Origin of the sequence: Pseudomonas sp. HB05 (assembly GCF_016756915.1) — a bacterium.
GTDB lineage: Bacteria > Pseudomonadota > Gammaproteobacteria > Pseudomonadales > Pseudomonadaceae > Aquipseudomonas > Aquipseudomonas alvandae.
Genome location: NZ_JAESPG010000010.1, coordinates 82,428 through 95,537, shown reverse-complemented (window position 1 = coordinate 95,537; position 13,110 = coordinate 82,428). Strand labels below are relative to the sequence as shown.

General features: G+C 63.0%; 10 protein-coding genes and 1 pseudogene. 4 read left to right on the top strand and 7 right to left on the bottom strand.

The window, feature by feature from the left end:
* Positions 1–88: 88 nt before the first annotated feature.
* Together JMN22_RS26840 and JMN22_RS26835 are read right to left on the bottom strand one after the other, a co-directional pair.
* Positions 89–856: a methyl-accepting chemotaxis protein gene (locus JMN22_RS26840; protein ID WP_407683462.1), complete on the bottom strand. Its 768-nt coding sequence runs from the start codon at positions 854–856 to the stop codon at positions 89–91.
* Between the two features lie 93 nt (positions 857–949).
* Positions 950–2,032, bottom strand: a pseudogene (locus JMN22_RS26835) (HAMP domain-containing protein); the annotation flags it as partial.
* 269 nt (positions 2,033–2,301) lie between these two features.
* Between JMN22_RS26835 and JMN22_RS11905 the strand changes: the two are divergent.
* Entirely contained in the window at positions 2,302–3,345 is a 1,044-nt protein-coding gene (locus tag JMN22_RS11905; RefSeq protein WP_030141837.1) for a GlxA family transcriptional regulator, read from the top strand.
* Positions 3,346–3,352: 7 nt separating this feature from the next.
* Here JMN22_RS11905 and JMN22_RS11900 read toward each other — a convergent pair whose 3' ends face one another.
* From JMN22_RS11900 to JMN22_RS11890, 3 genes are all read right to left on the bottom strand, one after another.
* A complete protein-coding gene (locus JMN22_RS11900) occupies positions 3,353–3,559 on the bottom strand; it encodes a hypothetical protein (protein WP_030141836.1) in 207 nt (68 codons plus the stop codon).
* A gap of 222 nt (positions 3,560–3,781) precedes the next feature.
* On the bottom strand, positions 3,782–4,183 hold the full coding sequence (locus JMN22_RS11895) for a hypothetical protein (protein WP_030141835.1): 402 nt from the start codon (positions 4,181–4,183) through the stop codon (positions 3,782–3,784).
* Positions 4,184–4,322: 139 nt separating this feature from the next.
* Positions 4,323–5,525, bottom strand: coding sequence for a YbfB/YjiJ family MFS transporter (locus JMN22_RS11890; protein WP_198796038.1), 1,203 nt, complete (start codon positions 5,523–5,525; stop codon positions 4,323–4,325).
* 110 nt (positions 5,526–5,635) lie between these two features.
* Here JMN22_RS11890 and JMN22_RS11885 point away from each other — a divergent pair, with 110 nt between their 5' ends.
* Complete coding sequence (locus JMN22_RS11885; protein WP_198796039.1) at positions 5,636–6,511, top strand: LysR family transcriptional regulator; 876 nt, start codon at positions 5,636–5,638, stop codon at positions 6,509–6,511.
* Positions 6,512–6,638: 127 nt separating this feature from the next.
* Here the strand turns inward: JMN22_RS11885 and JMN22_RS11880 are convergent, their stop codons facing one another.
* Positions 6,639–7,361, bottom strand: coding sequence for a pirin family protein (locus JMN22_RS11880; protein ID WP_030141832.1), 723 nt, complete (start codon positions 7,359–7,361; stop codon positions 6,639–6,641).
* 298 nt (positions 7,362–7,659) lie between these two features.
* On the opposite strand from JMN22_RS11880, the gene JMN22_RS11875 reads away from it, so the two are divergent.
* Both JMN22_RS11875 and JMN22_RS11870 read left to right on the top strand, forming a co-directional pair.
* Positions 7,660–8,610 carry a GlxA family transcriptional regulator gene (locus tag JMN22_RS11875; RefSeq protein WP_030141831.1) on the top strand — a complete coding sequence of 317 codons (951 nt, stop codon included), beginning with the start codon at positions 7,660–7,662 and terminating at the stop codon, positions 8,608–8,610.
* 185 nt (positions 8,611–8,795) lie between these two features.
* A complete protein-coding gene (locus tag JMN22_RS11870; protein WP_198796040.1) occupies positions 8,796–10,286 on the top strand; it encodes an ATP-binding protein in 1,491 nt (496 codons plus the stop codon).
* Here the strand turns inward: JMN22_RS11870 and JMN22_RS11865 are convergent.
* Positions 10,233–13,043: an ATP-binding protein gene (locus tag JMN22_RS11865; protein WP_198796041.1), complete on the bottom strand. Its 2,811-nt coding sequence runs from the start codon at positions 13,041–13,043 to the stop codon at positions 10,233–10,235. The two genes, JMN22_RS11870 and JMN22_RS11865, sit on opposite strands and share 54 nt — an antisense overlap.
* Positions 13,044–13,110 lie beyond the last annotated feature (67 nt).

Sequence of the window (13,110 nt, the reverse complement as noted above, 5' to 3'; positions counted from 1 at the left end):
GCACAGTCTATATGCTTCGTCGACTGTGACACTGTCTTCGCGAGCAGGCTCGCTCCCACATTGGATCTTCAGTGGACCTAAGCCCGGTTTAGAACTTGAAGCGTCCCACCAAGCCCTTGAGCTGCCCGGAAATATCCGTCAGACGGCTCGAACCGGTCTGTGCGGTGTGGGCGAATTCCTCGACCAATTGCGCATCGGAATGAATCTGCGCGATGTGCCGGTTGATGTCTTCGGCCACTTGGTGCTGTTGCTCCGCGGCGGTGGCGATCTGCGTGTTCTGGTCGCGAATCGAGTCCACCGACGTGCGGATCTTGTCGAAACTGTCGCGGGCCTGCTGGATGCGCTCGACGCTGGTGTGCGACACCTGCAGGCTGTTCTGCATCTGGTGCGTCACTTCCTGGGTGCGCCGGGCGAGGTTGCCGAGCAGGCTGTCGATCTCGCCGGTGGAGTCGGCGGTACGCCGTGCCAAGGCGCGTACCTCGTCGGCCACCACGGCGAAACCGCGGCCCTGGTCACCGGCACGGGCGGCTTCGATGGCCGCGTTGAGGGCGAGCAGGTTGGTCTGCTCGGCAATCGAGCGAATGGTGTCCAGGATCGTGTTGATGTTCTTGCTGTCCTGCTCCAGCGCCTGCATGGTCTGGGTCGACTGCTGCAATTCCTCACTCAGCTTCAACACGCTGCCGGTGGCTTCGCCGATGTGGTGCTGGCCGTCGTGAACGTCGCGATAACCCGTGTCCGCGCTGACGGCGGCCTGGCTGCAGGAGCGGGCGACTTCGTTGGCGGTGGCGACCATTTCGTTGAACGCGGTACTCACCAGTTCCACGGCCTGGCGCTGGCGCCCGGCGGCTTCGTTCATGTTCTGGGCCACATCGCTGGTATCGGCGGCGGCATTCTGCAGGTCGGAGGAGGCGCTGCCGATGCGTTGTACCAACTGCGCGATCATGCCCAGGAACTGGTTGAACCAGCTCGCCAGGGTGGCGGTTTCGTCCTTGCCTTGCACGGCCAGCTGACGGGTGAGGTCGCCTTCGCCTTCGGCGATTTCCTGCAGGCCGTTGGCAACGCCACGAATCGGCCGGACGATGACGCTGGCGAAGCTGGCGCCGACAATGGCGAAGACCACGGCCAGGGCGGCGGCAATGACGGCGATCAGCCAGGTCAGGCTCGATGCACCGGCCATGACTTCGTCGCGCTTGATCAGGCCAATGAAGCGCCAGCCCAGGCTCTTGGAGGTGACGATGTTGGCCATGTAGGGCACGCCATCGATCTCGATCTGGGTGGCGCCATCGCTGCTCTTGGCCAGTGCGGCGTAGTTCGGGCCGAGATCGGCCAGCGGCTTGAAGTTGTGCTTGGCATCGGCGGGGTCCACCAGGACGTTGCCGCTGGCTTCCACCAGCATCAGGTAGCCGCTGTCGCCGAGCTTGATGTTCTTGACCAGCTCAGTCAGTTGCTTGAGCGACACGTCCAGGCCCACCACGCCCACCAGCTTGCCGGCGGCGTCGCTGACGGTGTGCACGATGCCGATCAACGACACGTCATCCGGCGCCCAGTAGTAGGCATCGGTCTTCACGGTGGTGCCTGGCGCGGCGATGGCGGCCTTGTACCAAGGGCGCACGCGCGGGTCGTAATTGGAGATTTTCGGATCATCCGGCCAACTGGCATAGCCACCGTCCGCCAGGCCGACGGAAAGGTAGGCGGTGGTTGGATGGCTCTTGGCGAACCGGTCGAAAATGTCCAGGATCTGTTTGTTGGTCTCGGGCAGGGGTGTTTGCGCAGCGTCGGCGGCGGAATAATTCTTCAAGTCCTTGGCCGCGACGATCCGCGGGTCCTTGGCGAAGAATTCGACGTTTTGCATGATGCCGTCGAAGAACTGCTTCATGCCGTTGTCGATCTGGCGGATCTCGCGACCGCTGCTGTCCAGGAAGTTGGCTTGTGCCGCATCGCGCAGGTTCAATACTACGAGCACCGCCACCAGGATCACCGGCACGCAGGCAATGGCCGCGAACGCCCATGTCAGCTTCTGTTTGATATTCATGACTTCTCCCGCAGGTATTTATCGGTGTTGGAACGGCGGAAACATTAGCGGTGAGCGTTGCGAACTCTGGAAGGGAAAGCGCCCATGCCTACCCATAGGCTATCGACCAAGGTCGTATTCCCTTGAGGTAGCCATTTGTCGGAGGTCGTTATCGCTGACAGTGATGTCGCGCAGACGATGGTCGCTTGGGTGGTTAATCGGGAAGATGGCAGGGTTCGGGCCGTGTGCCCGGCTCCGGTCCAGATCGCCTTCCTGTCTCCCGAGGCCCCATGCCAAGCGCATTCGAAAGCGTACTCAAGAACAAGAACATGGCCTATCGGCCCCAGGGCGCTGCGTCGCCCGGCCAGGCGCCGGTCCGTGTCGCGTTTGTATTGATGGACAATTTTTCGATGATGTCCTTTACCGGCGCGGTGGACGCGCTGGTCACCGCGAACCTGATGAGCGACATGCCGCTTTATGAAGTGCTGACGGTCGGCGCGTCGGGCGGGCAGGTGACGAGTGACCTGGGCATCGTCATTTCGGCCGATGTCGAGCTGGCGCAACTGCCGGACAACCTGGACGTGCTGATTGTCGCCGGCGGCTTTCGCGTCAAGCTGCAAGGCTCGCCGTTGCTGCGGCGCAAACTGCGCGCCAACGCAACCTCTGGCGCCTTGTTGGGCGGGTTGTGGAACGGCGTGTTCTTTGTCGCTGACGCAAACCTGCTCGACGGCTTCGAATGCGCGGTCCATCCGGAAAGTCGCGCGACCATGGCCGAGATGTTCCCCCTTGTGAAGGTCTCCAGCCGCGCTTATGTGGTGGATCGCGAGCGCGTCAGTTGCGCGGGCGCCAACAGTTCGTTGCGCATGATGCTGCAGTTGATTCGCCGCACGGGTGGGGAAGCGCTGGTGGGGGCGATCGAGGAGATCCTGCGCTGCGACGAGTCGGGCGACGACGCCAGCGACCTGCCGCCGATCTTCGTCGAGACCGATCCGACGCTGCCGCAAAGTCTCAAGCTGGCACTGGAACTGATGTGGCAGAACGTCGAGGAGCCGTTGACGATCGATGAGCTGGCGGCGTGCGTCAAGGTGTCCAAGCGTCAACTGGAGCGGCGGTTCTGTCGGTTTCTCGGTGCGACCCCGACGCGGTATTACCTGGAACTGCGCCTGACCCGTGCACGCCAGCTCATCCAGCAGACCAATCGATCAGTCACGGAAATCGCCGTGGCCACGGGCTTTGTCAGCTCCCCGCATTTCCAGCGACGTTTCCGGGATTTTTTTGGTGTTCCGCCCGGCAGCTACCGTTCGGCCTTCGGGCGAAAACACGTATCGCAATGAGCCCTAATCAGGCCGTGCGCATCCGCTGGACGACGTACAGGACGATACAGCCCGTGGCACACAGCCAGACGATGGAGCCAAAAGCGGCGGCTATGAGGGAAAAGTCGGAATCCAGTTCGATCATCCCCGGGACGGCGTAGACGAACCAAAGCAGTGAGATCAAGACGTAGCCCAGCGACGACATCAGCAGTTCGAATATCTTTCTAGCGTGCATCAGGATTCCCCGCCCGCCGATCAAGGCGGGTGTTCAAGCGATCGGTCAGGTTGGCTTTTTTTCTGTCTGGGCAGAAATAAAAGAAGTCTTCGAGCAGCGAGTGGCGAGCCGCAAGGCCTTGCTTATCAACTGCGGGACATCCAATGTCCGAGAGCTTCAGGAACTCGTTCTGCAATTGCCTTCGCGGCTACGAATGGTAGCGCTGAAGGCAAGCGATTAGATTCAGCTCTTGTCGTCCAATAAATCTTCGGTCGGCATTTCTTCTGTCTGCGAGGCGGTCAAGGTCGTGCCCTTGCACAGCACCTTTCCCACTTCGTCGGCGATCGAACCGTCTATGATCCGGCCTTGCATCTGGTCGAACTCGGCTTTTTCAACACCTTCGACGCTGTTGTACATGCCCATGTGACGGACATTGCGGTTGGCGCAATCAAGTTCGAGCCTGGTGTAATTGGTGAAATAGGCACCGGTTCTTCTAACGGTTGCCTGCACAGCCGAACCCGTTTCGACGAACGAGACGATGGCGTACTCGGCATTCGAATCATCGTAGTTGTACTGGATCTGCTGTACGTCTGCTGTCGCTGGGCAAGCCGCGAGGACAGCGACCAGAGAAATAACCCTTTTCATTCTTTTCTTCCGTGAAAGGACCTACGACAGAGGGTGGTGGCCAAGTGAAATCATTTTGCTTGGCTTGTCGGAGCGAGTCAACATTGCAATATGATGGCAATGCTGACCGCTGGTCGGACTCCGACGAATTTGCGGAACTTTAAGCTTTTGTGTCAGACACCGCAATGCGAGGAATGTAGTCGAACAAAAAGGCAATGACAATCGCGCCAGCGGAAATCAGGAAGAGCAACGCATGGTGCCCTCCACTGGCGTTGAACAGCGCGGAATAGGCGAAACCGGCCACCGCCTGGAACGTGGCGAATGACACCGTTGCACGGCTCCAGGCCACCTGTTGGCGGTGATGGTTTGGCACCAGTTCATGCACCCGCGCCAGGGCCAGCGGCACGATACCCGGCGGAAACGAACCGATCAGCACCGCCAGCAACGCCAGCGCCAGGAACGTCTGCGAAACTGCGAGCAAACCCAGGGCAACGGCCTGCACGGCGAGCACCAGGCGAATGCTTCGGCGCGCGCCCAGATGATCCGCGAGAAAGCCATAGCTCACGGGCCCGATAATCGCGCCGACGCCGTACATCACCCACACCAGGGCACCGACATGAGCACCGGCCTTTAGGCCTCGGGTCACGTAATCCACCAGGAACACCATCGCTGGCACCAACCCGGCCGCCATGAAAGCGTATTGGGCGAATAACAGATAGACGGCTCGGGGCGTGGTGTCCTCCGGGGTGCTGTGTTTCGCGGCGGCCACGTGGGGCAAATCCTGCGGCCAACCGAACCAGCTCAGCCCGGTCAGCACCAGCGACAGCACGCCGAGCCCCAGCCAGGTGGCCTCAAGGCCCAGGCTCAACAAGGGCGGCACGATCGTTCCGGAGCCCGCGATACCCAGCCCGATCCCGAGGAAAATCGCGCCGCTGGCCAACCCTCTGCGCGCGGCGGGCACATGGGGCAGCACGGTCGCCGCCACCAGCACCATGATCGCGCCACCGGCGATCCCCGACAGCAGCCGCCAGGCGAAATACCACGTCACCGACAGTGGAAAGGCGCAGGCGAAAAACGCAGCGGTCACTGCCAGCATCATCAACCGCAGGGCATTTTTATGGGTCAGCCGCCGAGCCATGGGCCGACCGAGCAGGGCGCCGATCAGGTAGCCCACGAGGTTGGCCGCGCCGAGGTAGACCACGTCGCCTGCGCTGAACCAATGCGCCTCGATCAGCGAAGGAATCAAGGGGGTATAGGCGAATCGCGCCAAGCCGATACCGACGAGGCTGGCGCAAAGACCGGCGAATATTGGCAGCCAGATGCCGCTTGGAGGTGAATCGAGCGCTGCGGATGATGTACGCATGATGGCGATCCCGTGAGAGGTTTATGGCGCCCAGCATATCGGCTATCGTTGTTGCGTTTATGCAGCGATTACGCGGCACAGCGATGCAGTTATGCATCACCGGAGGACGGATGAATTGGGATGACGCACGGGTGTTCCTGGCGGTCTGTCGAGAGTCGACCTTGCGTGGCGCCGCACGGGTATTGGGGGTGGACCAGGCCACTGTCGGACGGCGTATCGTGGCGCTGGAGAAATCCCTGAGCGCGGCGCTGTTTCTGCGTACCTCCGACGGTTATGCCTTGACGGCAATGGGCGAAGCCGCGCTCAAGTCCGTGGAAAAAATGGAGCAATCGGCGCTGGAGCTGGAGCGACGGATCCAGGGCCTGGACGATCGCTTGATCGGCAACGTGCGCGTGGCCACGACCGATTCGCTGGCGATCGATTTCCTGATCCCGGCCATTGCCCGCCTGCATCAACGGCACCCCGATGTGCGCGTGCAACTGGACGCCTCCACGCAGATCCTCAGCCTGGTCAAGCGCGAAGCGGACATCGCCGTGCGCAACACCCGACCAGACAATCCCGACCTGATCGCCCGGCGGATCGCCCGCTGGCCGGTGGGACTTTTTGCTTCGCGGGATTATGTCGATGCCCATGGAGAGCCGACGCCTGGCAGCGCATTTGAGGGCCATGACTTGGTGGTCTATCAGCCGTACTTGCAGGGCCAGAAGGATTTCACCCTGGTCGCCGAGCCGGTCAGCCGTGGGCGGATCGTTGCCAGCCTGAGTTCAAGCCTGCTGGTGCGCCGGTCGATTGCGGCGGGTATCGGTGTCGGGGAAATCCCGGTGTACATGGGCGAGCGCGATGGCTTGGTGCGCCTGTGGCCGGAACGCACGCGACCGCTGCCGTACGAGGTCTGGTTGGTGACGCACGCGGACCTACGCCACACGGCGCGGGTGCGGGCGGTGATCGATGAGATCGTCGGGGCGTTTGCCCAGGAAAACGAATAACAGCGGATAAGAGAAATGTGGGAGCGGGCTTGCTCGCGAAGACGTCAGTCCAGTCAACCTCAATGTTGACTGACCCTCCGCTTTCGCGAGCAAGCCCGCTCCCACAGGGTTGCACAAGGCACCGGTCTCATGGCATTTGCGGCAGTTCCTGTGGCCGCAGGTCAAACACCAGTACCTCGGCATCCTGGCCATTGCCCAATGTCAGCGCCTGTTCCTGGCGCACCCGCACGCCATCGCCTTCCTGCAACCGCACGCCATTGAGTTCGACACTGCCCCGGGCCACGTGGACATAGGCGTAGCGATCGGCGGCCAACGTCAGCGTGGCGCTTTCCTGGCCGTCGAACAGTCCGGCATACACCCGTGCGTCCTGGCGAACGTGAAGCGATCCCTCGGCGCCGTCCGGAGAAATGATCAGTTGCAGGCGACCGCGTTTCTGTTCGGGGCTGAAGTGCTCCTGCTGGTAGCGCGGCGTGGCGCCGACCACGTTGGGCACGATCCAGATTTGCAGGAAGTGCACCGGCTCGTCGGCACTGTGGTTGAACTCACTGTGGGCCACGCCACTGCCGGCGCTCATCAACTGCACGTCGCCCGGGCGAATGACCGATCCGGTGCCCAAGGTGTCCTTGTGTTCCAGCGCGCCTTCGAGCACATAGGAAAAGATCTCCATGTCCCGGTGCGGGTGCTGGCCAAAACCTTTGGCGGCGGCAACCCGGTCATCGTTGATGACCAGCAGGTCGGAAAAACCTTGTTGGTTGAGGTCGCGGTAGCTGGCAAAGGAAAAGGTGTGGAAAGAGGTCAGCCAGCCGTGACGGGCAATACCGCGATCAGAAGCTTTGCGAAGGGTCAGCATGAGAATTCTCCTGGTTCAGTGGGCGGTGGCCGTGGCCGTTCGCCGGGTTCAGAAGAAGATTAATGGTAATCGGCCTGTTCAATAAGCGGCTCAATGGCGAAATACTGTCCGTTCTGAGTGGACAATCTCGCAGCGGGCGCTTGGCTTCGTCATAATGCCAGCCGATGATCCTTGTGGGAGCGAGCTTGCTCGCGATAGCGACGTGTCAGGTGCATGGATGCCACTGGAGGGACGCTATCGCGAGCAAGCTCACTCCCACAAGGTCCGGCATGTTCTTCTCGATCTTGGCGTCTCTCCCATGAAAACCGTTGCAATGGTGCTGTTCCCTGATTTCCTGCTGCTCGACATGGCCGGGCCGCTCGAAGTGTTTTCCATCGCCAATCGTTTTCTTGCGCCCGATCAGCACTATCAGCTGCTGACCCTGGGCACCGAGCGGGGCCCATTGCGGGCGTCCAACGGGGTGACGGTCCAGGCCGATTTCCACATCGACCAGGCGTGGGCCGCCTATGACGTCTTGCTCGTGCCGGGCGGTCCTGGTGCCTATAACGATAGGCATCCTGGCTTGCATGCCTGGCTGCGGGCGTCGGCGCAACGGGCCACGCGCTACGGCTCTATCTGCACCGGTGCCTTCGTGCTGGGCGAGGCGGGGTTGCTCGACGAACACCGCGTCACCACCCATTGGCATTACACCGAACGCTTGATCCAGCGTTTCCCCAAGGCGCTGGTCGAGACCGACAAAATCTATTTGCAGGATCGGCGCTTGATCACCTCCGGCGGTGTCACGGCCGGTATCGACATGGCGTTGTCTATCGTCGCCCAGGATCATGGACGGAAGGTCGCGCTGGATATCGCCAAGGTGCTTCTGGTGGTGATGAAACGCCAAGGCGGGCAGGCGCAGTTCAGTCCGCTGGTGGCGGCGGTGGCGACCCAGGAGTCGGCGGTCACCCGCGTGCAGCATTACGTGATGGAGCATCTGGAAGAGCCGTTCACCATCGAGCGCATGGCGGCGTTGGCGGCCATGAGTTCCAGGCACTTCGCCCGGCTCTTCGTCCGGGAAGTGAAGATGACCCCCATGGAATTCCTCCAGGGCGCGCGCATCGACCGGGCGCGACAGTTGCTGGAGTCCACCGACTTGCCCCTCAAGACCGTGGCCTTTCGCAGCGGGTTCGGCAGCGTCCGCCACATGCGCTTGCTGTTCAGCGAAAAGCTCGGCCTGACCCCAGTCCAGTACCGTCAACAGTTCAGTTGAGCCGTCGGTGTCCGTCCAGGGCACCGTGATGTCCGTGATGCGTCCTGTGCCAGCATTGTTCTCTGGCGGGTGGCTGCCAAGATAAGGGCGAACCCTCTGGAAAGGATGCGCAAAGAGCCAGGGCAGACGCTTGCGATGATTCGCAACGCCACGCCCGGACCGGTTATCTGGCGCAGGATCGCTCAATGAACAGCTTCGTCAAACCTGGCACCGAACAGACGGTGGGCTTCGGTCCGTTTGTCTTTCACCGACAGCAGCGACTGGTCACCCGCGACGGCCAACCCCTGGCGTTGGGCGGTCGCGCCCTGGATATTCTGCAACTGCTGGTGGCGCACGCCGGCAGCTTCGTCAGCAAACAAACGCTCATCGCTCACGTCTGGCCTGACAGCGTGGTGGAGGAGATCAACCTGCGGGTGCATATCGCGGCGCTGCGGCGAACGTTCGGCGACGGACGGGATGGCAAACGCTACATCCTCAATCACCCCCACCAGGGCTACTGCTTTGCCGCGCCGCTGGTTGTCGAGCCGAGTGCCGACGGGCCCGATGCCGAACAGGGCGAGCGGCACAATCTACCCGCGCGCCTGAGCCCGGTGATCGGACGCGACAAAGTGCTGGGGCGGTTGCTTGTCGAAGTCCCGCGCCAGCCCCTGACCACCGTCACCGGCTCGGGCGGCGTCGGCAAGACCACTGTGGTCCTGCGGGCAGCAGAGCTGCTGCTGGAGCATTTCGACCAAGGCGCCTGGTTCATTGACTTGTCCGACATCAACGACCCGAGCCTGATTGCGCCGCGGATCTGCCATGCCCTCGGTTTGGAAGACGGACCGTTGGAGCAGCGACTGCAATCCTGCCGGGTGTTGCTGGTGCTCGACGGTGTTGAACACTTGCTCGGGGCCTGTCGGGAATTGGCCCTGATGCTGGGTGCGTCGGCCCCCGGTGTGTCGCTGTTGTTCAGCAGCCGTGAAATCCTCGATCTGGCGCAAGAAAATGTCCTGCAACTGCCCGGCCTGACGGTGGCGTCGCCCCGCGACCCGGATCACCAGGTGCTGGCGTGCCCGGCGGTGCAGTTGCTGATGGATCGCGTCGGCGCCCGACAGCAAGGCTTCACGCCGGGGGAGCGTGACCTGGTGCTCCTCGCGCAGATTTGCCGGCGCCTGGATGGCGCTCCGCTGGCGTTGGAATTGGCGGCGGCCCAAGTCGATGTCCTGGGGGTTGCTGGCGTTCTGGAACAATTGGACGGCGGTCTGTCGGTGCTCAGCCACGGGCGTCGCACGGCCGTGGCGCGTCACGGCAGCCTGGAGGCAGCGCTGGACTGGAGCTTCGAGCGCTTGAGTCGCGATGAACAAACGGTGTTCCAGAGACTGGCGGTGTTTGAACAGGCGTTTTCCCTGAAAGCCGCGATGGCCGTCATCAGTTGCACTGACCTGGGTATGGAGCGGTTGCCCTGGCTGCTGTCACGGCTGGTCAGGCAATCGCTGGTGATGGTCGAACAACGGGCCGAAGGGACTCGGTTCTATCTGCTGAACACCACCCGTGCCTATGCCCTGGAAAAATTGCGGCGTAATGGCCAGTGGCATTTGCTGCGGCGCCGCTACGTGCTCCAGAACGCGTGGCAGCTGCGCCATTCACGACCCGAGCCGGCGAGCCAGCGCCTGGAGCAGCACGCCGGCTTCCGTTAGATCGGGGGTGTCGAACCCTTCCGTAAAACCTCGATACACCGGCCCGAGCAGGTCGTGCGCGGCCTCGTCCTGACCTTGCCGTTGCCATAGCCGGGCCAGGGACATGGCACCGCGCAGCTCCCAGGCGCGCGCGCCTTGGCGTCGGGCCACGGCCAGCGCGGCCAGCAAATGCGCTTCGGCATTCGCTTCGGCACCCGCACCGCCCTGTGCCAGCAAGGCTTCGGCGGCGGCACGCAGGATCTCCGCCGAGCACCAGCCCGCCGCGCCACTGTGGGCACGTTCGATCTGGGGCGGGCTGACGGTATCCGGTCGGACAGTCACGACCATGTCCTGGATAAGACTGGTAGGGGACGGGCACGTCTCGAGGGGCCCGCCGTCGAACGCGCGCTCGAAGTGGCAGGCCCAGCCATGGAACAGCATCACTGAGTGTTTCCGGGCCTGGTGTTTCAGCATATCGAGCCGTTCCCGGGCGGTGGAGTAATCCCCGGTGTACTGGGCGATCACGCAACCGCTCACCGCCAGGGTGTAGCAGATCGACAGGCCATGGTTGATTTGCAGGGCAATCTGCAAGGCGAGGTTGGCGGTGCGCCGGGCTTTCTCGGGGAAGCCCTGGAGCCAGAGGATCCGCGCCAGGATCGTCAGCGCCGCCACGCTCTGTTCGTATTGCACGCCGAAACCGTGAGTGAAGCGACTCAAGTGACCGTTCTGGGCCAGGCGCTGGATGACCTGCTCGGCATCGTGCCGCGCCGCACCCTGGTCGCCGATGAAATGCAACGCCAGTACTCGCAGGCGCTGGGCACTCAAGGACATGACCGGATCGCCCGGCAGGCCCAGCCGGTCGAACTCCTGGCATTGTTCCAACGCCTGTTGATAGCGCCCGCAACTGAGGTTGACCGTCATGTGGCCGGACAGGGCCCGCAGTTCACCGGCCAGGTCTTGATACTGTCGGGCGAGGCGCCGAGCCGTGACAAACGCCGCGACGGTGGCGGGCGTGCCGCCCTCGGTGTGGTAGTTGAGACTGGCGTGGGCCAGTTCCAGGGCGAGGGTCAGCCTCGGGCATGGCGAGGCGCTGCCGTGCAGCAGTTCCCGGGCCTTGTTGACGTAAAGACCGTGCTCCTTGAGAAGTGACAGTTCCTGCCAGAGGGGCAGGGTGCGCGCCGTCAGGCGGATCGCCACACTGTGGGAACCGTGCGGGCCCAGCCCTCGGTCCAGCGCCGCGCGGATGTCGTCGCGGTAGGTCGCGTAGCGCGCGATCCACAGCCGCGTTGGGGTCTGTTCCCAATCTTTTTCAGCCTGCTCCATGAGGGTCAGGCAGCGCTCGGCGTGGCGCGCCTGGCTGGCGGCGAGTTCGCCTGCCGCGATCAATTTCTCCAAGGCGTAGCTGCGGGTGGTATCCAGCAGGCAATAGCGGACCTCTTCGTCACCGATCTCGACGTTGAGCAGCGATTTGGCGACCAGTTGACTGATCGACACCAGCACCTGTTCGGGCGCCACATGCTGGCCGACGATGACCGCTGCCGCCGACGCCAGGTTGAAGCTACCCATGAACACCGCCAGCCGTCGCAGGCAAGTCTGCTCGCAGGCGGTGAGCAGCGCGAAGCTCCAATCCAGGGTGGCCCGCAGTGTTTGCTGGCGCGGCGCGCTGGCGTGATTGTCGTGGACGAGCAGGGCGACGCTGTCCTGCAATTGGCGGCGCAGCTCTTCGAGCCCGAAGCGTCCCACCTGTGCGGCCGCCAGCTCGATGGCCAGGGGAATGCCATCCAGCCGCTGGCAGATGTCGATGACCAGCGGGACCTGATGGTCGGTCAGCTCGAAGTCGTCCTGGCTGGCCATCGCCCGCTCGGCAAACAGTTGCAGTGCCGGGTATTCCAGGGCCGGATAGCCTTCGATGGCCATTCCCCGGGGCGGCAGCGCCAGGGACTCGAGGCGCTGCACATGCTCGCCCTCGGCGCGCAAGCCCTCGCGGCTGGTGGCCAGGATGTGCAGGTGAGGAGCGCCGCGCAGCAAGGTCTCGCAGAGCAGGGCGACGGCGTCGATCAAATGCTCGCAGGTGTCGATCACCAGCAGGAAATGGCGATCCTTGAGCGGTCTGAGGATCGTTTCAAGCGGTGCGCCGTCTTGCGGCGACAGCTCCAGCAGGGCGCAGAGGTTCGGCGCGATCATGGCCGGGTCGTTGAGCGAGCCCAAGTCCAGCAGGTAAGTGCCATCGCGATATTGTCCGATCAGCCGCTCGGCGACGCGCAAGGCAACGGTGGTCTTGCCGATGCCGCCACTGCCGACCAGGGTGATGAAGCGTTTTCGCGGCAACTGGGCGACCAGGCTTTCCACCAGGCCCTGGCGTCCGATCACGCGGGTGCGGCGCGGCGGCAGGTTGCCTGCCAGGGAAGGGTGGGGGATACGGGCCAGTTGCTCGGGCGGTTCGCAGCTGAGCGGCGCGACAAAGCTGTAGCCACGCTGCGCCACGGTGACGATGTAGCGCTGGCCAGCCTGTCCGTCGCCCAAGGCCTTGCGCAGGGCTGCCACGTGAACCCGCAGGTTGGTGTCTTCCACCACGCTTTTGGGCCAGACACGGGCGATCAATTCTTGCTTGCTCACCACCTGGCCGGCGTGTTCGAGCAGTACCAGCAGAATCTCCACCGCCCGCCTTCCGAGGCGCAACGGCTGCCCGCCCTCCAACACCAGGCGCTGGCGCGGATGGACCCGATAGGGGCCGAAATGCACCGTCTTTTCGACGGGCAGGCTGAGGTATTGGCTCATGGCGTGCTCATGGTTCTGTCCCCTGGAGATGGGCTGTACCCGACTATATTCCTCAGGTTTTATGTCA